The organism is Chamaesiphon sp. OTE_75_metabat_556, from assembly GCF_031378165.1.
Taxonomy (GTDB): Bacteria; Cyanobacteriota; Cyanobacteriia; order Cyanobacteriales; family Chamaesiphonaceae; genus Chamaesiphon.
In genome coordinates, this window is record NZ_JANNDR010000298.1 from 1 (window position 1) to 22,665 (window position 22,665).

At 46.5% G+C, this 22,665-nt stretch carries 20 protein-coding genes and 2 pseudogenes; 7 read left to right on the forward strand and 15 right to left on the reverse strand.

Annotated elements, in window-relative coordinates:
* The first annotated feature begins 135 nt into the window (after positions 1–135).
* Positions 136–2,244 (forward strand): response regulator, encoded by a 2,109-nt coding sequence (locus tag RMO27_RS12005; protein WP_309732726.1) that lies wholly within the window; start codon positions 136–138, stop codon positions 2,242–2,244.
* A 164-nt stretch (positions 2,245–2,408) separates the two neighbouring features.
* On the opposite strand, the gene ftsH is transcribed toward RMO27_RS12005, so the two are convergent.
* On the reverse strand, positions 2,409–4,322 hold the full coding sequence (gene ftsH / locus RMO27_RS12010) for an ATP-dependent zinc metalloprotease FtsH (RefSeq protein WP_309732728.1): 1,914 nt from the start codon (positions 4,320–4,322) through the stop codon (positions 2,409–2,411).
* Positions 4,323–4,561: 239 nt separating this feature from the next.
* Between ftsH and RMO27_RS12015 the strand changes: the two genes are divergently transcribed.
* Positions 4,562–4,972 (forward strand): hypothetical protein, encoded by a 411-nt coding sequence (locus RMO27_RS12015; RefSeq protein ID WP_309732730.1) that lies wholly within the window; start codon positions 4,562–4,564, stop codon positions 4,970–4,972.
* Positions 4,973–5,067: 95 nt separating this feature from the next.
* Here RMO27_RS12015 and RMO27_RS12020 read toward each other — a convergent pair whose 3' ends face one another.
* The 5 genes from RMO27_RS12020 to RMO27_RS12040 all read right to left on the reverse strand — a co-directional run bounded on the left by RMO27_RS12020 (position 5,068) and on the right by RMO27_RS12040 (position 8,116).
* Entirely contained in the window at positions 5,068–5,517 is a 450-nt protein-coding gene (locus tag RMO27_RS12020) for a hypothetical protein (protein WP_309732732.1), read from the reverse strand.
* Positions 5,518–5,563: 46 nt separating this feature from the next.
* Positions 5,564–6,271: a GerMN domain-containing protein gene (locus RMO27_RS12025; RefSeq protein ID WP_309732734.1), complete on the reverse strand. Its 708-nt coding sequence runs from the start codon at positions 6,269–6,271 to the stop codon at positions 5,564–5,566.
* A gap of 96 nt (positions 6,272–6,367) precedes the next feature.
* A complete protein-coding gene (locus RMO27_RS12030) occupies positions 6,368–7,120 on the reverse strand; it encodes a DUF6920 family protein (RefSeq protein WP_309732736.1) in 753 nt (250 codons plus the stop codon).
* 105 nt (positions 7,121–7,225) lie between these two features.
* Positions 7,226–7,735 (reverse strand): hypothetical protein, encoded by a 510-nt coding sequence (locus tag RMO27_RS12035; protein WP_309732738.1) that lies wholly within the window; start codon positions 7,733–7,735, stop codon positions 7,226–7,228.
* Between the two features lie 156 nt (positions 7,736–7,891).
* Positions 7,892–8,116 (reverse strand): hypothetical protein, encoded by a 225-nt coding sequence (locus tag RMO27_RS12040; RefSeq protein ID WP_309732740.1) that lies wholly within the window; start codon positions 8,114–8,116, stop codon positions 7,892–7,894.
* 393 nt (positions 8,117–8,509) lie between these two features.
* On the opposite strand from RMO27_RS12040, the gene RMO27_RS12045 reads away from it, so the two are divergent.
* Together RMO27_RS12045 and RMO27_RS12050 are read left to right on the forward strand one after the other, a co-directional pair.
* The gene (locus RMO27_RS12045; protein ID WP_309732742.1) at positions 8,510–8,977 is read left to right on the forward strand and encodes an Hsp20/alpha crystallin family protein; all 468 of its coding nucleotides are present in this window, start codon (positions 8,510–8,512) and stop codon (positions 8,975–8,977) included.
* A 325-nt stretch (positions 8,978–9,302) separates the two neighbouring features.
* Entirely contained in the window at positions 9,303–9,446 is a 144-nt protein-coding gene (locus RMO27_RS12050) for a hypothetical protein (protein ID WP_309732744.1), read from the forward strand.
* 34 nt (positions 9,447–9,480) lie between these two features.
* Here the strand turns inward: RMO27_RS12050 and RMO27_RS12055 are convergent, their stop codons facing one another.
* From RMO27_RS12055 to RMO27_RS12090, 8 genes and pseudogenes are all read right to left on the reverse strand, one after another.
* Complete coding sequence (locus tag RMO27_RS12055; protein ID WP_309732766.1) at positions 9,481–9,795, reverse strand: metalloregulator ArsR/SmtB family transcription factor; 315 nt, start codon at positions 9,793–9,795, stop codon at positions 9,481–9,483.
* Between the two features lie 414 nt (positions 9,796–10,209).
* Positions 10,210–10,443: a Nif11-like leader peptide family natural product precursor gene (locus tag RMO27_RS12060; protein WP_309732746.1), complete on the reverse strand. Its 234-nt coding sequence runs from the start codon at positions 10,441–10,443 to the stop codon at positions 10,210–10,212.
* 301 nt (positions 10,444–10,744) lie between these two features.
* Positions 10,745–11,857 carry a hydrogenase formation protein HypD gene (gene hypD, locus RMO27_RS12065; RefSeq protein WP_309732747.1) on the reverse strand — a complete coding sequence of 371 codons (1,113 nt, stop codon included), beginning with the start codon at positions 11,855–11,857 and terminating at the stop codon, positions 10,745–10,747.
* A gap of 16 nt (positions 11,858–11,873) precedes the next feature.
* Positions 11,874–14,393, reverse strand: coding sequence for a magnesium-translocating P-type ATPase (gene mgtA / locus RMO27_RS12070; RefSeq protein ID WP_309732748.1), 2,520 nt, complete (start codon positions 14,391–14,393; stop codon positions 11,874–11,876).
* Between the two features lie 525 nt (positions 14,394–14,918).
* Positions 14,919–15,413, reverse strand: a pseudogene (locus tag RMO27_RS12075) (cation-transporting P-type ATPase); the annotation flags it as partial.
* A gap of 120 nt (positions 15,414–15,533) precedes the next feature.
* Complete coding sequence (locus tag RMO27_RS12080; RefSeq protein ID WP_309732753.1) at positions 15,534–15,884, reverse strand: DUF5335 family protein; 351 nt, start codon at positions 15,882–15,884, stop codon at positions 15,534–15,536.
* A 251-nt stretch (positions 15,885–16,135) separates the two neighbouring features.
* On the reverse strand, positions 16,136–17,287 hold the full coding sequence (locus tag RMO27_RS12085; RefSeq protein ID WP_309732755.1) for an acyl-CoA dehydrogenase family protein: 1,152 nt from the start codon (positions 17,285–17,287) through the stop codon (positions 16,136–16,138).
* 82 nt (positions 17,288–17,369) lie between these two features.
* Positions 17,370–18,407 (reverse strand): dihydroorotate dehydrogenase-like protein, encoded by a 1,038-nt coding sequence (locus tag RMO27_RS12090; RefSeq protein ID WP_309732757.1) that lies wholly within the window; start codon positions 18,405–18,407, stop codon positions 17,370–17,372.
* 182 nt (positions 18,408–18,589) lie between these two features.
* On the opposite strand from RMO27_RS12090, the gene RMO27_RS12095 reads away from it, so the two are divergent.
* The 3 genes from RMO27_RS12095 to RMO27_RS12105 all read left to right on the forward strand — a co-directional run bounded on the left by RMO27_RS12095 (position 18,590) and on the right by RMO27_RS12105 (position 20,068).
* On the forward strand, positions 18,590–18,862 hold the full coding sequence (locus RMO27_RS12095; protein WP_309732760.1) for a ribbon-helix-helix domain-containing protein: 273 nt from the start codon (positions 18,590–18,592) through the stop codon (positions 18,860–18,862).
* The gene (locus RMO27_RS12100) at positions 18,862–19,206 is read left to right on the forward strand and encodes a type II toxin-antitoxin system PemK/MazF family toxin (protein WP_309732762.1); all 345 of its coding nucleotides are present in this window, start codon (positions 18,862–18,864) and stop codon (positions 19,204–19,206) included. Before RMO27_RS12095 ends, RMO27_RS12100 begins: the two co-directional genes overlap by 1 nt.
* 85 nt (positions 19,207–19,291) lie before the next feature.
* Complete coding sequence (locus tag RMO27_RS12105; protein ID WP_309732764.1) at positions 19,292–20,068, forward strand: ATP-binding protein; 777 nt, start codon at positions 19,292–19,294, stop codon at positions 20,066–20,068.
* A 137-nt stretch (positions 20,069–20,205) separates the two neighbouring features.
* Here RMO27_RS12105 and nifJ read toward each other — a convergent pair.
* A pseudogene (gene nifJ, locus RMO27_RS12110) lies at positions 20,206–22,665 on the reverse strand (pyruvate:ferredoxin (flavodoxin) oxidoreductase); the annotation flags it as partial.

Sequence of the window (22,665 nt, forward strand, 5' to 3'; positions counted from 1 at the left end):
TCTGGTAACATCGGTAATCGCTCTAACTTAAATCAGCGGAAATCGTGAACGGTTCCCAGCACACAAATCCTCAATAGTTAATGCTGGCTCCATTCTTAATATCAATTCACTTCACGATTGACCGTATACTATAGTATGTCAGGTTTTCACACACCAAATCTCAGTCTTAACTTAACTCTGATCGAACAAATCCCCGTCACAGATAATTTCGCAATGTCTGCTAGCTCAACACCACCCCAATATCCAGATATTCACGTCTTGCTACTTGAGGATAACTTAGCAGAGGCTCGACTGTTGCAAGAAATCTTCAAAGGTACGGTGAATAGTCAGTTTAGTCTCACTCATGTCAAACGCTTGGGTGATGCAATTACCCAACTCAAATCGCACAGATTTGATGTCGCACTGCTGGATTTGACACTACCAGATAGCGACGGTTTGGGATCTTTAGATGCTCTGATCCAATACGCGCCGGATTTACCAATTGTCGTCTTAACTAGCACCAACGATGATGAGTTGGCTCTGGATGCTGTTAGACATGGTGCCCAAGATTATCTGGTTAAACGGCAGGTTAATTTAGATATTTTAGTTCGATCGGTACGGTATGCGATCGAGCGTAAACAAGCAGCCGTGGCTCTGCGGGAAGTTAATGAAACCCTAGAATTGCGCGTCGAAGAACGGACTGCGGCTCTAGCTACGGCGAATGAATCTCTCCGTCAAGAAATCGAATCGCGAGAAAGCATTCAAAATCGCTTGGGATTGGCACAGCAGGCTGGTAAGATTGGCACATTTGAATGGAATCTAGTTACCGATCAAGTTACTTGGTCGATCGAGTTAGAAGCTCTATATGGGTTAGCACCAGGTAGTTTTGACAACAGCCACGCCCAATGGCTGGATACCATTTATCCCGAAGATCGCCCCAAAGTTGAAGCAGAACTGAGTAAATCCCGCCAACTTAGACAGGGACTAGATTTAGAATTTCGGATCGTCGATCCAGATACCAATATCCAGTGGATTGCGATTAAAAGTAATATCTTTCTAGATCGTACTGGCAATCCGACTCGGACGATCGGGATCCACATGGATATTACCGAGAAAAAACAACTGGAGCAACAATTCCTGAGAGCGCAACGCTTAGAGAGTCTCGGTACCCTGGCTAGTGGGATTGCCCACGACTTAAATAACATCCTCACACCGATTTTATCAGTCGCCCAACTATTACCACTGCGATTGACAAATATCGATGATCGATCCCAAAATCTGCTCAAAATCTTAGAATCTAGTGCCCGCAGAGGTGCAGATTTAATTAAACAAATTTTATCCTTTGCCAGAGGGATCGAAGGCAAGCGCGTCTGTCTCCAACCCCATCACCTGCTCATAGATATCCAAAAAATCGTCCAACAAACCCTGCCCAAATCGATCGAAATTGACACCGATATTGCCGCCGATTTGTGGACGGTATTGGGTGACATGACGCAACTCCATCAAGTATTGATGAATCTCTGCGTCAATGCCCGTGATGCCATGCCCCAAGGTGGTACACTCAGCATCCAAGCGACTAATTGCTCGATCGATGAAACCTTTGCCCGCAATCATCTCGATGCGACTGTGGGCAATTATGTCGCCATTACTGTTGCCGATACGGGTACTGGGATTCAGCCCCAACTCCTGCACCGCATTTTCGATCCATTCTTTACCACCAAAGAAATCGGCAAAGGTACAGGCTTAGGTTTATCAGCCGTCATGGGCATTGTCAAAAGTCATGATGGATTTCTCGATGTCCAAAGTCAAGTGAATCAGGGTACCAAGTTTCAGATCTATATCCCCGCCTGCGATACCCCGATTCAGCCCGTCGAGAATGAACCAGAACTTCCATCTGGTCGGCAACAGTTGATTTTAGTCATCGATGATGAAATCGCGATTAGCACGCTGATTAAAGCCACACTGGAGACATACAATTATCGGGTCTTAACTGCGAATGATGGTGCCCAAGCGATCGAACTTTATGTCCAGCATCGAGACACGATCGATAGTGTCTTAATCGATATGATGATGCCAGTGATGGACGGACTCACCACCGTCACTGCGCTGCACCAACTCAATCCCGATTTACCTGTAATCGCTATGAGTGGACTTAATTCGATCGAAGCAGTTGCTCAAGCAGAACGCTTTGGCTGCCGCCACTTCATCGCCAAACCCTTTACGACCAAAGATCTACTCCAAACTCTCGCCGATTGTCTAGCATAGTCAATCAGCCGCTCTTGATCGTTATTCTGCCAAAAAATCTGATCATAGTTTCATAGGTCATTTATCATAATCTTTGTAATCTTAATTTTATCTATAGCAACGGCCAATGCGATCGCTTTTGCTTATAAATGTTTGGGATTCCAACCATTTCCCAACACGGAGATCTACTCCTCGGACAATGGATCGATAGAAATTTCTCCAGTTTGCAACCAGGTCACTAATAGCGGTGGCTTGTCTACTCGATCAAGATAATCATGCAATTTTTGACCGTCGAGAATTTCTCGTTCTAGTAACACTTGTGCCACCTCTTTTAGTAGTTGCTGATTGTGCGCCAGGATCGCGCCAGCGATGTGGTGAGCATTATCAATTAGGTGTTTTACCTCTCGATCGATCTCGGACTCGACTTCGGGACTGAGGGGACGACGGGGATTGCCCCAACCGCCCAGAAATTGACTGGCCGACCTGTCAAATGCCATCGGCCCAAGTTGTTTGCTCATCCCATAAATCGTCACATAGCGGTCGGCTAAATCGGTGGCTTTTTGGATATCATCGCTCGCTCCCGTCGAGACTTTACCCATAATCAATTCTTCTGCCGATCTACCGCCCAATAACATCGCAATCTGACCGCGCAATTCATCTTCCACCATTAAGAAGCGATCTTCTTGAGGTAATTGCAGCGTATAACCCAGAGCCGCCACACCTCGCGGCACGATCGAGATTTTTTCGATCGATCCAGATCCCGGCATTAATGAACCGACGATCGCATGACCGACTTCATGGTAGGCAACCGTCTCTTTTTCGGTGTCATTCAGGACGCGAGATTTCTTCTCTAGTCCAGTGAGAATGCGCTCGATGGCTTCTTCAAAGTCGGACATGGCAACTGATTCCCGATCGTGACGCGCAGCTAATAAAGCGGCTTCATTGACCAAATTTGCCAGATCCGCACCTGCGAAGCCAGGAGTCCGGGCGGCTAATTTGAGCAAATCTACATCATCCGACATTTTGACATTGCGGGCATGGACGACCAAAATTGCCTGCCGACCGCTCTTATCCGGTCGATCGACTACAATCTGCCGATCGAACCGTCCAGGGCGCAGCAGGGCTGGATCGAGGACTTCGGGGCGGTTGGTCGCCGAGAGCAAAATCACGCCCGTATTGGCGGCAAATCCATCCATTTCCGACAACAATTGATTTAATGTTTGTTCGCGTTCGTCATTCCCGCCGATGGGAGAATTGGCACTAGAGCGGGATTTGCCCAGGGCATCCAATTCATCGATAAATACGATACAGGGAGCCTGTTGTTTGGCTTGCTCGAATAATCCCCGCACCCTAGCTGCGCCTACTCCCACAAACATTTCGATAAATTCCGAACCGGAAATACTAAAGAACGGCACCCCAGCTTCCCCCGCAATCGCTTTCGCCAACAGGGTTTTACCCGTCCCTGGGGGGCCGACTAACAGTACTCCCTTGGGAATTTTGGCTCCTAATTTGACATATTTATCCGCATGTTTGAGAAAATCGACAATTTCCTGAAGTTCGGCTTTGGCTTCATCGACACCCGCCACATCCTCAAAAGTCACCCCTGTATCGCCGGCAACATAGGTTCTGGCGTTACTATTACCCATGCCTAATAGTCCCATGCCGCCCTGTTTGTCGGGAGCGATAAATTTTGACCACAGCGAGATAAATAGTAAGGGGAAGATGACCCAACTTAAAATCGACCAAATCCCAGCCAGGGGACTAGGTACGCTCACTGAATACTCCACCTGATGGGTGCGGAGAATTTTGGCCAGTTCGGGATCTTCGGCTAGTTTTCTAGTGACAAATATCTTCTTAGGAGCAGGATTGTTCGATTTGGCAACAGGAGTTGGTTTCAACTCATACTGAATGTCCTGGTTATCGATAGTCGCCTTCACTACTTGCCCGGATTGTACCTGTTGAATAAATTCGCTATAAGGCTGACTTTGATGGCTTTGACCCGACCATGCCAGCATGATGAGTAGCCAAATTAGGAAGATAAAATTACCGGAAATCGGGAAGTTCGATGGGGTGGCTTTACGCTTGTTGTCGATCGGCATAAGAACGACCTTCCTTGGCTAAAGTGGGAGCTAACTTCTACTGTAGGATTTAAATCCAAGGAACTTGTGAGGAAATTAGCTCGCATAATTTTGAGTGTTAATAAAATCACCCTCGAATATTGCATTACAATCCGTTCGGTTCAAGTCAACCTCACAAGTTCCTCACATCGATCGCCTAATCTCAAATTACAGAAATGATTCGGTAATTTCTAGCTTCAGCCTAACAATCGGAGGGTAATATGAATAATGAGTCTATGCTATTTGTTGTTCTAGCTGCTTGGTTTATTTTGGTCGGTCTATTCCTAACTGACAAGTATTTACTCAAAATACAAGCAGCATCTAAACTAGGAAATTATGCAGTAACATTGCATCACACTTTCGATTTAGTTGCCGTGGTGTTGATGTTTAGTGGAGCCTATTTATTATTGCTGCATGGCAAAGCTTGGGTTGTATTGGCATTTAGTATTGGTTTACTCTGGCCGGGGCTACCGATCGCTATAAATTATGTAGTCGGGCATCAAGTATTTGAGGGCTACTGGGATGAAGCTGCTACAGAACATAACTTTATTTTGGATGGAAAGATTTGGTTATCTGTAATTATCGCTTTGATAATGACTCTACTGGTGATGTCTTGGTCGTATTATAGTTAGCGATCGAACGATCTCAACTCTGGACTAATTCTAGCGATTTCAGTTGAGTTGAGACGATCGAGACATTCTTTACTAGCTCCTGATGTCGATCGACATCAGGAGAGACGACCGTGGTACTCCGAATTACGATTTTCCGGTTTTTCATGCCGATCATGGGTCATCCATCGATAAGAAACGAGATTTAGGACGATGCCAATAAAGAATAGAATTGTCATCAAGGCAATTTGATACCAAACGATCGGCGTAACTGATAAATCGGCGATGAGATGGGCAAAATTGAGAACAGAATAGATAACAGTCAGCCAAAAGTGACTGACTCGATACCTTTTACTATTTGTAAAAGTAGGCAGAATAATCCCTAACAAAGGCGGTATAAAGAAGAGTAACATCAGCCACAAAATCCAGGAAATGTCCTGGGTATCACGGGAGTGAGCGATGTTTTGTCCGTGAAATAGCGGCATCAATCCCAGATCGGTATGAAATAACAAGGTGAGTAAAAAAGCGATCCAGAGGACAATAATTTGGTGGCTATAGTTTGATTTCATCGATCTACTCCGAATTGCAACTACAACATCTATTTCGATCGCCTACTTAAAAATTGGCATAACTCGCGATCGAGTTTAAGTTATGAGTACGGCCAAAAGTGATGAGCGTGGGACTACTGCGTTTCATCGAACCTAGAGAGAAGTCAGTCATAAACTGAGCGCGAGTAATCGGTTGACACAAAATCAATCCTTCACCGCCTAAAGGGTGATCGCGATCGATCGGTTCTCCTTCGACAGAGATGAAAATTTTCTCATCGGGATTGAGACTGCTGGCTGTATAGATCGTCTGGGCGATGCGATAAATCATCGAAGTACTCCCACCACCCGCTCGAAATTCCCGTGATAAGTCAACATGCACGCCATCCGCTCGAACTTCCAAACTCCGCAGTTTGGTACCTTTGGGGATCGTACTGCTCAAATTTTTACCAGGCTGGGCTGCTAGTAGCTTCTGCATGGCAGTTGTGAGGGCTTCTTGGGGCGAACGATCATTATCGGTATTCGATGGTAGCGACTTGGCAATTAGAGTTAGTTTATTGCGACTCGATTGCAACCAATAAACTTTTGCCTGACTTTGTTGAGTAGTGGATCTTGGTGATGGATTAGTCGGCGTGGTTGAAGAAGTAGTAACTGGAGCTGAGGGTTTTTGACGATCGGGAGAAAGTACCAGATTCCCCGCCCAGATACTCAATGCGACTGCTGTCGTCAACAATAGCGACAGTTTGAGAGCATGTTTGTTATTCACAGTTCTTTTCATAAAATCTTGCTACTAGTAAGGATATGCAGAAGGTAGCAACTTGGGTTAAATATTCAACTAATGATAAATAGCGTTATCGAGTCGGCAAAGCCGAGGCTACGCCAACGTGCAGCGAAAAAATTCACCTTCTGACTCAAAGCGTTCGCTATCGAAGAACCAACCCAACCGCAACTGAGTCGGAATCGTGTAATCGCCAAATGTCCCGTCTGCTTCCACCACACCGCCAAAATCTACATAGTGATGCTTGCCACCTTCGGGATTGCCCCACCGCAGGAACTTGACACGCTCCAATCCGCCAAATCGATCCATACCTAAGACGAGTTCTGCCTGCTCGCCGAGCGCGGTAAAATTGGCGCGCACATGCTCTGTATCCATTTCCGTCCAAACGATATCGGGATTGCATAGCACGGACGGCAACCACACCGACTCCCCCTGCATCCGCCCAGCACCAGAGCGCGTGACATCAGCACCATTCGCCTGCATCACGGGAAATAGTCCTAAGATCTTCCACTGGACATCACTGACACCATCCACGACACTGTCAGCGCCCCAGATCGGCAAACACTGCATCCAAGTTGTCGCCCGCCAAATCATCCCCCGATTCCAGCAAATTACTTCCTCACCTGTGAAGTGATGCCATTTTTGACCGAGTTTGATTTCGCCATGCATCCACAATCTGACCGCAGATGCTAGTTTAGCACCGGGCGCAATTGCGTAGTGAAGGTAGCGTCGAGCGGCTTCGGGCAGGTGGGAAAGCGAGTCGAGATGAAAAATTCGTTCGCTGATAGGAGCTGAGTCCCATAGCTCATCCAGAGAAATATCTGTGGGTTTATTTGTAGTTGTAGTCATGTCAATCTCTACTAATTAGAATTGGATTTAACCTTAATTCGGGGTTTAAAGCTTGTCTTTTAAGATCATGGGGAAATCATGAATAAAAGCGATCTGAAATTAACTCTATGCAGCTAACTGAGGTTTTGAACGATCAAATTGCCACAGCAAGATGACACCCAAGCCAAATAGATTGATGAGGAAAACTACCAGCCCGCCCAAAAATGGCAGTAATGTCAGCACTGTTAAGATTGCCAAACCAATTAAGAACTGCTGCGCGACTGGCAGCTTGCCATTGCGGTTAATGCTTTGACCGACAAATAGAGCTACACCTAGCGAACCGACTAATGAAGCGACGACAGTACACAGACTCAGGAGCGGAATCAGCGGAATTCCAATTAGTGTAATCGCTAAAAACACGCTGATAAATACAATTGATACGATCGATCCAAATCCCCACAACGCAATTAAACCAGGCGATTGACGTAATTTTGCTGCCAAATCGGGGAGAAACTGAGGGCTAGTTTGCAAGATAATCAGTCCGAGGATCGCAGCAACTACAGCGGAACTAATTCTAAAGATTGCATTGAAGAAATACCAAGGGAAAAAACGGTGTCTCCCATACGAGTCAGACATCATGCCATGTCGGTCGTTGAAGGTAGCGCGTTCGCCCCCAATGGTTGCGCCTGTTTCTTGGACGATTTTGCCGCCAAAGGAATAAGCATCGCCATCTACCCGTGCGCCTTGTTTGAGGACGACATTTCCGCCAAACGCGATTCTCGTTCCGAGAGGCTACGCCAACGCGGTATCCAAAACTCTAGCATTCGGCGATACCGTCACATTTCCGCCAAAAGCATAAGCATGTTCGACCACTTGGTTCGCTGGTACTGTCACGCTACCGCCAAAGCGAATAAGGTCGGTATTGTTAAGATTGATATCCGTCTGCGCCAGCGCATTGCCCGCAAAGATTAAGCAAATGGTGGCGATAAAAGCCAGTATTAATTGTGGCAATTTCATGAATTTTAGCCTCTTTTTAACCTGCGTGAGATCTTCTCGATCGACTTCTGCTTGCAGAAGTCGCCAGCCCTCGCAAGAATGACAAAATATTGATTATTTCTCAGGCTAGTTCAAAAAAATGAGGAACTCGTGAGGAAAGTTTTCTCGTTTAAATAGTTCAATTTTGAAACTTGAGCTGACGAATATCCAGATCTAAATCCTCACGAGTTTCTCACAAAGTACTACTAACCTAGTAGTTGAGTAGCTGAGTTGCTGTTTAATAGCTCGATGACAAAGCTACTTTACCGATCGAGGTAAAATAGCTACGATTTGCCAATCAATTCTCAAAGAGCAAATACCAACAGTAGGTGAGCGAACATCAGTTTCAAGTCAGTAATATTGGAGTATGTTAATATGGCAATTATTCAATGGCGGCCTTTGCGCGACATTGCTCACTGGGAAACTTTACCCACAGTCGAAAGCCTCCAAGCAGAGATGAATCGCCTGTTTCATCAACTATCGCCAAGTGGTAATGGAGATGTCGAGCTAATGGCATTTATGCCTTCTGCCGAGCTGGAAGATACCCCAGAGGCAATTCATCTCAAACTCGAAATTCCTGGGTTAGAAGCCAAAGACCTGGATATTCAAGTCACCGAACGATCCGTATCCATCAGCGGCGAACGCAAGTCCGAAACTAAAACTGAGGAAAAAGGTGCGGTTCGTTCTGAGTTTCGCTATGGCAAATTTGAACGCATCATTCCTTTACCCGTACAGGTAAAAACTGATGCGGCTCGCGCTGAATATAAGAATGGGATTTTGACACTCGATCTCCCCAAATCAGCGGAAGACAAGAAAAAAGTCGTCAAGGTCGAAGTTAAGTAACTCAAAGATCGCTGTCTTCAGCAGCAATCTTTTTGTTAATCCCCAACCGTTATGAAGATTTCACCGATCGCCTTTCAAACTCGATCGGTGAGATTTTAATTAACATCAAAATTTAATATTCCTAATTAAATGACTATCTACTGGTAATAATTCGATGAGATGTTGCTCCAATCGTTGGCGTAGCCCCTCTGCGCAGGCAGATGCTTCGCGTTGGCGGAGCCTTGCCTTTGGCATTACGGAACGAGAATCGGGGATGCAATAGATAATTCTAGATTAGAAGTGGGTGGGATGATATCTACTTAGGAGCTGCTATTAATATGGCAACTTGGAAAATTTGGTTGATTATTTTGGGATTTATTTTGGGCATTTGGATACTTGGAAACTCGATGATGTGAGCGAGATCGTTGGCGTTGGCGAAGCCTCTGCCTGCGCAGAAGCCTCTCCTTTGGAGAATCGTGCTTGTGGCTAATCCTCCCATCCATTTCCTGGGATTTACTAGCGATCTAGCGCGGTTGACGCAGCATTTCTAGGCTACGCAATTGCTGATTTTGCTGTTGCGCCTGCTGCAACAGCGAATCATAAACTAGATCGCAGATGCCAAACAGGATCGGATTGTCGATGCGATAATAGACGCAAACTCCCACTTGTTCGCGAGCAACGATCCCTGCCTGGGTGAGGGTTTTCAAGTGTTTGGAAACATTCGCCTGCCCCAAATCTGTTGCCTCAATAATTTCGGTAACGTTCTTGGCACCAGACTTCAGACAGCAGACTATTTGCAACCGACTGACTTCCGATAATACCTTAAAAAATTCGGCCATCAGGCTCAACGCCGCAGGCGAAAGCTCTAAAGTTTCACCGTCAGCGGATGGAACGGCTGTCGTTGCTTCAGGAGTAGTTAAAGATGTCTCGATCTTTTTGCCGGACATAGGAAGGAAAAATCTAGCGAATGGTGTCTTATCTACCATTATATTCCTATATAGTCAGATGTTGTAGAGATCAACATCCAAATCGATCTTCCTACATCACAGTACCGATCGGCTTGAGATATTTGAATATATTTCCCGAAAGTAAAGATTATTTAGTTGCGATCGAATGCAGTGAATCAGTACTCAATTTTGCAGTTGAGGCTTATATTGCCGATAAAAAGTCATTTTGATCGCCAGGAGATAAGTAGGGGCAATTCATGAATTGCCCCTACTTATCTACAAGAGAGAAATACACAACACGTTTTGCTATCGAGGACTTACATGTAATCGATTACCAATACCAGGATTTACCTTCGATGCTAAATCTTGGTTAGGCGTTTTCTCTAAAAAAGACTGTAATTCTGTGCTAGTAAAGTTGAGGTTGCACTCTCTTGCAATCTTGACAATAGTTTCAACATCGGTAGCCATTTGAGCTTTTCTTTGCAAGGACTTGTTTTCTTTTACTACTGCAAAGAAATCGATAATACTTTTAATAGTCATAAAATCACCCTTCCTAATATCCAGGCGAACTCAAAAAAACACTCGTCTAATCAAGCACGTTCAATATTACTAAATTGAAGAGTAAATACCCTAGAGGATACAATTTTGACGACGTTTAATCTTAGTGATTATTCTGGATATTTATATTGTGGATTTTCCTCCTTGTAAAGTCATACAATTATAACAACTCTTAACAAGGAAAAAATTAGTGAGCCATTGTTAGTTGAATGGGTCAAAAAAGTATTTATGCAAATCGATCGGGTACGTTCATTGATGACGATTCTCTTGCAGAGAGGCTACGCTAACGAGCCGATCGATAGCGATAGTAAGCCGCACAAGCCCCCTCCGATGACACCATCGGCGCACCCAGGGGATGCTCAGGCGTACAGCGGGTACCAAAAGCCGGACAATCAGGCGGCTGCTGAATTCCCTGCAAAATCTGACCGCTGATGCACTCTGAAGCTGTATTTGTGCGGGGAGCCGTTATCGGCATTAACCCTTTTTGTAAGGCATCAAACCTCGCATAGGCAAGGCGCAAACCCAAACCACTTTGCGGAATCGTGCCCAAGCCGCGCCACTGCTGCGGGACAACTTCAAATATTTCTTGGATAAGTTGTTGGGCGATCGCATTGCCCTGCGATCTTACCGATCGACTATATTGATTTTCTACCCGCGCTTGCCCCGTTTCTAGTTGTTGCAGACAGAGATAAATTCCCTGCAACAAATCGACAGGTTCAAAGCCAGTCACGACAATGGGCACATGATAATCAGCGGTGATCGATTCATACTCTCGATATCCCATCACCGTACACACATGCCCAGCCGCTAAAAATCCTTGCACTTGACAATCAGGATTGGCTAATAAAGCGGACATTGCGGGGGGCACTAATACATGGGCAACTAATAACGAAAAGTTGTTCAGACCCAACTGTTGCGCTTGATATACCGCCATTGCCGTGGCGGGGGCGGTGGTTTCAAACCCCACCGCGAAGAACACCACTTCTCGCTCTGGATAAGTCCGCGCTATTTCGACGGCATCGAGGGGAGAATAGACGATGCGAACATCGCCGCCAGCGGCTTTGACTGTGAGTAAATCGGTTGCTGTGCCCAGATCTGCGATTGAACCGGGAATGCGTAACATATCCCCGAAGGAACAGAAGATGACTCCAGACTGACTAGCGATCGCGAGTGCTGCGTCGATGATTTCCGCTGGAGTGACACATACCGGACAGCCAGGGCCATGAATCAAGCGGATGCCTGCTGGCAACAGTCGATCGATCCCATATTTGACGATCGTGTGAGTTTGTCCGCCACAGATTTCCATAATCGCCCACGGGCGGGTAGTGATAGATGCGATCGCGTCTACATATTGGTTGGCTAAATCTGCATCCCGATATTCTGCTACAAATTTCATAGATTTTGGGGATTGCTTAAAATTTCACTCGCTGATAAAACACATGTTTAGCAGCTTCGGCAGCAATGACATAGAGGGCAACAATCGCGCCTAACACCAGTACAAAGTGGAGGGGTAATGCCCGAAAGCCAAGTAGCCCAGCTAAGGGCGTGAAGGGAATAATTAACGCCACTGAGACTGTTAATAATGTAGCCCAGAACAAATATTTGCCAGGTTTACTGTGCCAGATCGATTGACGAGTCCGCACCACTAATACCACCATCGATGCAGAGATCGTAGACTCCATAAACCAACCCGTTCTAAACTGCTCTGGTTGAGCGTGGAGCAGTAACAGTAATGCGCCAAAAGTGAGGTAGTCAAATACCGAACTCAGTAAGCCAAACACCACCATAAAATTGCGAATGAATTTGATATCCATCCGCCGAGGCTTGCTGACTAGTTCTCGATCGACTCGATCGGTTGCGATCGTCATTTCGGGAAAATCTGTCAACAAATTTGTGAGTAGAATTTGACTGGGTAAGAGTGGTAAAAAGGGAATCACCAACGAAATTCCCGCCATACTAAACATATTGCCAAAATTGGCACTAGTTGCCATAAATACATATTTTAAAGTATTGGCAAATGTTACTCGCCCTTCCTTGACACCATTAATCAATACGTTCAAATCTTTTTGCATCAACACAATGTCCGCTGCTTCCTTGGCGACATCCACAGCACTTTCTACTGAAATACTCACATCTGCGGCGTGGAGAGCTGACGCATCATTGATGCCGTCGCCCATATAACCAACCACATTTCCCGCTTTTTTGAGGGCGATGATAATTCGCTCTTTTTGGTTTGGTTCCACTTCCGCAAATACATTCGTTGTTTGTACCCGATGCATCAAGGCTTCATCGCTGAGTTGTCGCAATTGGGAACCCGTTAAAACATCGGTTTCTGGTAATCCGATTTGCCTAATAATACTAATAGCGACGGCGCGACTATCGCCTGTAATCATCTTCGGCGTAACGCCCAAATCTTCTAATTCCTTGAGTGTATCGGCAATGCCTACTTTGGGCGGATCGAATAGCGCGAGATAGCCCAGAAAAGTCATATCTGTCTCATCTACCTTGCTAAAAGATGCTTTGTCAAACACTCGATAAGCGACACCCAAAATGCGGAATCCTTTACTACCTAAGTCTTCGGCTTGTTGTAACAGTTTTTGCCGATCGCTATTAATATCAATGATGCGATTTGGGGCAATCTCGACGGTGGCACAAGCATTTAGCACATTTTTCAGCGCGCCTTTAGTAATAATTAGCTGGGTGTTCTCATTTGCGAATAAAATGCTCAACAGTTTGCGGTGGAAGTCGTAGGGCACTTCATCGAGTTTTTGGTAACTAGAAATATCGAAGGTTTGATGCTGGCGAATCACGACATCGATCGGATTGGCATAGCCAGACTCCGAAGCAGCGTTGAGATAAGCATAAAATAGGACGCGATTGCTATCTTTGCCCTCAGCATCGATCGCGGCATGAATTTTGACCTCGCCTTCAGTCAGCGTCCCAGTTTTATCGGTACAAAATACGTTCATACTGCCAAAGTTTTCGATCGCTGCCAGCCGTTTGACGATAACCTGCTTCTTCGCCATCTGTTTGGCTCCTCGCGCCAGATTGACACTGACGATCGCGGGCAAGAGTTGCGGGGTCAAACCCACAGCTAGAGCCAAAGAGAACATAAAAGACTCTAAAACAGGCCGTTTGAGATAGACATTGGCAACAAAAATCAGGACTACTAAAATCAGCGTTACTTCCATCAGAAAGTAACCAAACTTGCTCAAACCGCGTTCAAACTCGGTTTCTGGGGATCTGAGTTTGAGCCGTTCCGATACCTTCCCGAACTCCGTTTGTTTGCCAGTATTTACTACCACTGCCTTTGCCGAGCCGCTGATGACGTGGGTGCCCATGTATAGAGTATTGGTACGTTCGCTCAAGCCAGCAGCTTCAGACAATACACCGCTCATTTTGTCTGCGGGATAAGTTTCGCCCGTCAGTGTGGCTTCATTCACCGATAAATCCTTCGATTCCAGCACCAGACAGTCGCCGGGAATACTATCCCCTGCAGCAAGCACCACAACATCGCCCGGAACAACATCTTCATGGGGAATCTCTCGTGTCTCACCCTGTCGCAATACGGTGGCTTTTACTTGCACCAATGCCAACAGCTTTTCGACGACATCTGTAGCTCCCCGCTCTTGCCAAAATCCCAATAATCCACTGATCAGGACGATCGCCAGAATAATTAGCGCATCTGTTCGATCGTTCAAAAAAATTGATAGCGCAGCCGCGAACATCAAAATCAAGACGATCGGACTTTTAAATTGGTTGAGTAACAACCGGATCGCGCTCGATTTTCGTTGCTGTTTGAAACTATTTGCGCCATATTTAATCAGACGTTGGTTAGCATCTCGAACGCTTAAACCCTGAGCTGATGAGTGCAGTTCTTGCAGCACTCGATCGGCTGGCAAGCTCCAAAACGGGGGATTTTGTGGATTCATTACTTATTTATGAAAAATAAACTTACTAATTTTATCCAAGATCGACCAATGGGATTAGTTTCAAGATTACTTAACTCGTTGGTGTCGATCGAATAACTTCAATAGTTCAAACCAAAGTAAACAGATCGCTCCACCAGCCACACAAATTACTAGATCGATTCTCCAGGGGAGACGCTCCGCGAACGAGTGTAAAAAGGAGAAGCTAAACAACTGCTGCAAAAACGGAACATACAAGACAAATCCTAGGGAGAGGCTTCGCCAACGAGCAAGCCGGATCGATAATTAAGTGTAGAAAGGCAACATGAACGGGCAATAATACTAACGGCAACTTAAACAATACTGGAATCAAAGACATCCCCGCAATTCTCCAGGGGAGAGGCTTCGCCAACGGAATGTGAATTGCCAACAAATAGGACATGGCTTTGCGGAGATTATCAAAAAGATGCTTTGAGCTGTTTCGGGATAATCGCCCGTAATCATCACCACGCGAATTCCGGCGGTGTAACATTCAGCGATCGCCGCAACTTTGCGAACGGGCAGGGATTCCCCCGTTAATAAGGATTCATCAGTTGAGAGATTGGTGCAGGATAACACGATCGCATCAGCAGGTACTCGATCTCCTTCTGCTAGCACTAAAAGATCGCCGCGCACGACTTCTCGCCCTGCAATCCGTTTGCGCTGCCCCTCGCGAATTACTAAGGCACGCGGACTGGACAGATCTCGCAAGGCTGCGAGGGCGCGTTCAGTTTTACCTTCTTGGTAGAGGCTAATTCCTGCAATAAAGACAACAAATCCCAGCAAAATCATTGCTTCTTGGAGATCGCCTAAAATCCAATAAATGACTCCACCGCCCAGGAGCAAGATGAAAATCGGATCGCGAACAGTGTCTCCAGCAATTGCTAACAGACTGCGAGATTTTCCAGAAGAGAGTTCATTGTAGCCTTCCTGTTGCTGTTGCGATTCGACTTCTGACTCAGTTAAGCCCGTATCGACGATCCCTACAAGGGTTTCTACTGCCATACTTGTCAACGGCTTGGCTAAAAATTATCTCTTGTCTTCAACTTTGCTTTACGACTCTAACCCCGAAGCTAATTCGGGGTTAGGCGAGGAGCGATCCTTATTTCTACTGCGGTAGCTCAACTAGCTAGCAAGCTTAATCAATGTTGGTACCCCAGCAGCATCGCGAATCTGCACCGCTAGCATGATCCCATTTGCGTCCTGTCCGGTTAACACCTCTTTGGGTGACTCGACGGTATGGGCGTAAGTTACTTCATGTTTACCCGTTTCGATCGTCAATTTATTGCCCTTATTAGGCGGATCGTAAACCATCGCCATCAACGGCGCATTCTGAATTAGTTCTTCGTCACCGAGTTCCGAATCCAGGATTTCGATCGAAATATGCCGTCCGCGATTTCCATCGGAAAACTGGTCGAAAAATTCCACCCATCGCTCTTGTGGGATAGATTTGTTGATGTCAATTTTAGTTAACATAAGATTCCTCTGGCTGTAATTATGTTTGACAACTTAGTTGGTTGGCATAGCATTTAGAGTAAGAGCATCGATGCTTACTTCACCACACTAGGGCAGCTAACCCAAATCGCTGCCAAAGTAGCTGCTACGGATTGTTCCATTCATCTCAATTTTAGGTTTAAGCTGTGAAGATCTTGTGAGGATCGATGCTCTAGGCGATCGACTGAGCCAACGTCAAACAAAAGCGATCGCACGAACATCCAGGCAGTACCCTACAAAGCAGACAGATCCCACCTCAGTGCCAGTTGACCGGATAACTTGCGCTGAGCCTCCTCCCGCAGGGGGTGATAGCGGACTCCCTGCACATCTCGGAACAACTTCTCCAGTCCCAGCTTGCGATAGAAAGCACTTCCCCCAGCAATTTCCATTGCCAGATCGAGTACATTTAGGGCGGCTTTGGCGACAAGTGTTCGTCCAGTCATCACCTGATTCGTCGTGTCAAAACCAGGTTGACTAGTTGCGGCGATCGAAATCATCTGCCCGAGTGCCAAATTTGCCGCCATCATTTCATTCTCTAGACCGCCCACCATGTAGCAAAGATGTTCGTCGGTGCGACGTTTCATTGCTAGTTGCATCACTCGATCGCGTGCCGCTGCTGCCACCCCAACATAAACGGCATAAATCAACGGGAAGGCAATCATCGCGATGATGTGGAAAATTGGATGCCACTTGCCTGGTACTCGCCGCAAAGTAACGGCGGCATCCGGTACAAACACATCTGAGAGGACGACATCATGGGAACCAGTTCCGCGCATTCCCATCGCCTGCCAGGTGGGTTCAATAGTCACTCCTTGGGCATTCATCGGAACCGCAAAATGTAATACGGTAGCCCCGATCTCTGGGTCTTGGTAAATGGCACTGGTAATTAATAAATTCGCAGCAGGCGCACCACTAGCAAATACTTTACGCGCATTGACCAGAAAGCCACCCTCCGCTTTTACAGCCGTTCCACCACTCTGGAGCCAATCCGATCCACCACTAGAGAGCAGTACTATTTGCTCGGTTGCGACTCGTTTGAGTAATCCATCGACGGGAGCATTCTGGTTGCGCCATCGCCAGGTTGCCACCATCACCTGATGGGTATGCATCGAAAAAGCCAGTGCCGTCGAACTGCAATACCGTCCTAAGATCTGTAATACCGCACAGAGATCGGCATGGCTGGCTCCACCGCCACCCAATTCGATCGGTACCCCCGCAGAAATGAACCCATTCGATCGTAATTTAGCAATGTTATCGGCAACAAATAAGTCAGTTTCATCCGCTTCAATATCTCTGGCGGCAAACTCTTTTCCTAATGATTCTGCTAGAGACAACCAATCCATCTCTTGCTGCGGCATCGTAGCCATAGTTTGTAATTCTGACATCATCAATGCTCCCTTTAAATCTTTTTAGACTCATTTTAAGTTGAAAATATGAGGATTTCGTGAGCAATTGCTGCGACAAATTTCAGCGGCTCTTGACTGGATGAGGTCGATAAGTCTGAATTGCCTTCATATATTGCACCCGCTCAAACTCGCTAGGCGTGGGGCAAGCAGCCTGACTCATCGTGCCCTGAAGTTGGCGGACAGAATGGTATTCATGCGCCTCTAACCACCGTTCTAACTCCTGTTCGTTGGCGTAGCCTCTCTGCAAGAGAATCGTCTGCAAATGCTCGATCCCATGACGTAATAAGGCACTGACTACCATCGTCACCCGCGCGCCCGCCATCAGCATTCGCACCACATCTGTACCCTTTTGGATGCCCCCAGAAGCTGCCAAATCGGGGATGATGCGACCGTAGAGCAAAGCAATCCACCGCATGGGTAGACGGAGATCCTGTGCCGTACTCAGCAACACATGAGGGATAACTTCTAGGTTTTCAATATCAATATCGGGTTGATAGAAACGGTTGAATAGCACCAGGGCATCGGCACCGACCATTTGCAGCCGCTGCGCCATGTAGGCAAGGTTGCTAAAGTAAGGGCTGAGTTTGACTGCTACCGGAATCTCGATCGAGAATTTTACCGCACTTACAATATTTAGATACTCGCTTTCTAGATCCGCCCCACTCAGATCCAGATCGGTGGGAATCCCATAGATATTCAGTTCCAAGGCATCCGTCCCCGCCTGTTCGATTTGCCGCGCATAGGATGTCCAGCCGCCCATACTCGTACCATTTAAGCTGGCAATAATTGGAATCTGCGTTATCTCCTTAGCGCGGCGGATATGCTCCAGATAGAGATCGGGGCCGACATGGAAAATTTCGGGTTCGGGAAAATAAGTCAGTGCTTCAGCAAAGCTATCGGTACCGTAGCGGGAATGATGATGAAAATCTAACGTCTCTTGTTCGATTTGCTCCTCAAATAAAGAGTGCAACACGATCGCGGCTGCACCAGCATCTTCTAGTCGTTTGATATTATCTAAGTCTTCAGACAGGGGTGCAGCGGCTCCGACTACTAGGGGCGATCGCAATTCCAAACAAAGGTAAGTTGTAGTTAAGTTCATCGTTTTTCCTCCTGTGAGTATCGTGGATACATAGAAGTCGGGAGATCCTACAAGGCTGAGGGAGAGAGCGAATGAGTGTCGTCTCTTTCATTATTAACCAAAGCGAGAATCGCTTGGAAATTTTGCTGTGCATCAATAATGATGTTAAAATAGATGAATATTACGACATCATTTAAGCCATCATGTCAGCTACTAAGCTAGTTCGCACCACTCTATCCCTCCCCGCAGATTTGTTAAATTCGATCGATCTAATTGCCAGTTCGGGACAAGTCAAAAGCCGAAATGAATTTGTCGCCAGGGCGATCCAGCGCGAACTCGCATGGCAAAAACGTCAAGAAATTGATGCAGCCTTAGCCGAGATGGCACAAGATTCAGAGTATCAAGCCACAGTCCTACAAATTGAGGCGGAATTTGCGACAGCTAGTTGGGAAGCGCTAGCTGGGGAGACTAATTAATGGAGAGGGGCGAAGTATATGATGCTCGATTAGATCCTGTCGAAGGTTCGGAACAAGGTGGTACTCGCCCGGTCGTAATTGTTAGCCGCGATGCGATTAATGCCTACAGTCCGGTAGTTTTAGCGGTACCTTGCACTACCTATCGAGAAAATCGGCGAGTTTACCCGACTCAAGTTTTGGTCATCGCACCTGATGGTGGTTTGAGTAATGACTCAATCTTAATGGCTGACCAGGTAAGAGTATTAGCTAAAAGTAGATTGTTGACGCTGAGGGGAAAGTTAAGTAGCACCACGCTGGGGCAATTGAATCAAGCTTTAGTTATTACTTTGGATTTGCCTAGCTAAAATGCACTCTCCCATCATAAGCTTAACAATTTAGTTCTTACAATTGTAAGTGGTAATAATTATAGACGCTAATTAGTTCTCAATCATGACTCCAATCGATCTCGAAACATTTGACTTAACACAGCTTCCAAGTGCAGAAGATGATTATTTTGAATTCAAATCAAGTGCAACTCCATTGCCTGGGCTTAAGGAAAAGCTATACCATGCGGTTTCCGGCTTTGCGAATTCAGGGGGTGGATGTTTTATCGCTGGTGTTGATGCAAATGGAAATGCAGATGGTGGTTTCCCCTTGAAAATTGGTAGGCAAGATTTACGTGATTGGGTCGATCAAATTGTTCATGCAGTAGAACCACCGCCTAAATACGATATTAAGTTAATAGATAATTCAGGTGAAAGGGGTAGTATTAATTCAGAATCAGTAGTTCTATTAGTGTGTGTTCATGAAAGTCATGTTGGATCACACATGTCTCCCAATAACCATTACTATATTCGTGCTGGTGCTCATACTGTTAAAGCCAAGCATTTTATTGTCGATGCGATTTGGGCTAAACGACATTTTTCAAAGCCACGATTGACACATCTATTTAGACTTAAACCAGAGAAAGAGGGTGTTGTTCAACTTGGAATATTGACACTTACGGATTCACCAGCAATTGATGTAATGATTACAATCGAACCACTGCCTAAAGCAATGCAGAGTGTAGAATCTCTTTTCCCTCTTAATATTCCTGTTGTCGATAGGCACACTCCATTTTTCTTCGACGTGGCAATTTTCACTAACATAAAAGATCAATTTGGGGCGGATACAAATAAAAGTGCGAATCCTAGAAAATTATGGTTTGGTTTGCGAGATCACTTATAATGATGTTCCTCGATTTATAATCTCAGAAGAACTTGCAACTTATTTGACAAATGATGTTGAAAGTCTGTCTATTTAGAGAGCGAAATCACGATCGATATTGGATCGCAATTCTAAGCCAAGGTAAGTTGTAGTTAAGTTCATGGCGTTTCCTCCTGGGGATGGCTAGCACCAATAGATCGCGCAGCAAGAGCTTGATAAAGTTGCCAACGAGTATCAGCATCTGATTGAGCTAATTTTGCCAGCCGTTTGGCTTCGTCAGGATTGCTACGGGTTAACATTTTGAACCGATTTTCGCTATACATTGCTTGCTCAATGGGTATCTTGGGCGATCGAGAATCCAGTATCAACGGATTTTCACCCTGCTCTGTGCGGCGTGGATCGTAGCGATATAAGAGCCAGCGACCGGAATCTACCATCGCTTTCTGTTGCTGAAGTCCTTTCTGCATATCGATGCCGTGGGCGATGCAATGGGAATAGGCAATAATCAACGAGGGGCCATCGTAGGATTCGGCTTCTAAAAAGACCCGCAAGGTATGTTCGTCTCGCGCCCCCATCGCGACACTCGCCACATAGGCATTACCATAGGTCATCGCCATCAAGCCCAGATCTTTCTTCGGCCCTGGTTTCCCGCCTGATGCAAACTTAGCAACGGCGGCTCTGGGGGTAGATTTAGACATTTGCCCGCCCGTATTGGAGTAAACTTCGGTATCTAAGACCAGAATATTCACATTCCGACCGCTGGCGAGAACATGATCTAAACCCCCGTAACCAATGTCATACGCCCAACCATCCCCACCAATCAGCCAGACACTCTTTTTCACCAAATAGTCGGCGACCCCCTGGAGCGCGGCGATTTTTGAGGAAATAGCGTCATCGTTACCGTGCCAACTGGCTAGCTGCTGTTTGAGTTCGGCGATTCGTTGTCGTTGCTCGACAATATCGGCTTCATCGGTTTGGGTAGCGGTTAAGATGGCGGTTACTAAATCTGTCGGAATCGTTGCACCCGTAAGCTGTTGCAACAATTATTGAGCGTATTCGGCTTGCTTATCGATCGCGAATCGAAAGCCTAACCCAAACTCGGCATTGTCTTCAAATAGCGAATTCGACCAGGCGGGGCCGCGCCCTTGGCCATTGTGCGTCCACGGGGTGGTGGGTAAACTGCCGCCGTAGATTGAGGAACAGCCAGTGGCATTGGCGACTAACATGCGATCGCCAAATAATTGCGTTGCTAATTTGATATAAGGAGTTTCACCACAACCCGCACAAGCACCGGAAAATTCAAACAGCGGTTCCTGCATCTGTTGCTGGGCAATCTTGTGCAGATTTAAGTCAGATCGATCGGGATTGGGAAGATTGAGAAAGAAGTCCCAATTTGCTGCTTCTTCTGTGCGCTGGGGATTTTGGGGAGCCATATTAATCGCTTTTTGACGCGGTTGTGCCTTATTCTTCGCCGGACAAATATCCACACAAATCCCACAACCCGTACAATCTGCCGCCGAGATTTGGAGGGTAAATTGCAGATCTGCCCAATCGGGATCTCTAGCTGGTGCAGTCTTGAAGGTGTCTGGAGCCTGTTCTAGTGTCGTTGGTTCTGCTACCTTCGCCCGAATCACCGCATGGGGGCAAACCATCACGCAGTTACCACACTGAACGCAAACATCCGGCTCCCAGACTGGAATTTCTTCGGCAATGTACCGTTTTTCCCATTGGGCGGTACCGCTGGGATATGTCCCATCTACGGGTAAGGCACTGACTGGTAAATTGTCACCCTGACGCGCCATCATCGTCCCTAGAACGTCTCGCACGAAGGCTGGGGCGGTGTCGGGCACCCAAGATTTTGCGGCTTGATGTGTGTTTGATGCTGCGTAGGTGCTGTATATGACTGGGTATAGATTTTCTAAGGTACGATCGACTGCCCGTAGATTCATCTCGACTACCGATTCGCCTTTCTTACTATAAGTCTTCCGAATCGATTGCTTAATCCGATCGATCGCCTCATCGCGGGGCAAGACTCCCGCTAGAGCAAAGAAACACACTTGCATGACGGTATTGATATGTTGCCCCATTCCCGCATCCTTGGCGACTTGGGAGGCGTTGATGATCTGAACTTGCAACTGTTTTTCCCGAATTTGGTGTTGGAGTGATTCCGGCAAGCGATGCCAAGTTTCTTCGGGACTGTAGGGGCTATTCAGCAGAAAAGTGGCTTGGGGTTGGGCAGCACTTAATAAATCGAACTTTTCGACAAATTCCCACTGATGGCAAGCGATAAAGTTGGCACTAGTTACCAGGTAGGTGGAGTGAATCGGATCGGGACCGAAGCGGAGGTGAGAGACTGTCACCGAGCCGGATTTTTTCGAGTCGTAGACGAAATAGCCCTGGGCGTAGTTATCAGTTTCTTCGCCGATGATTTTAATCGAGTTCTTATTGGCTCCGACAGTGCCATCTGCACCTAAACCATAGAAGATCGCCCGCACCACTCGTTCGGATTCGGTGGAAAAGCTAGGATCGAATTCCAGAGATGTATGGGTGAGATCGTCTTGAATCCCGATCGTGAAATGTCGTTTGGGATGCTCCACTGCCAAATGGTCGTAAATAGC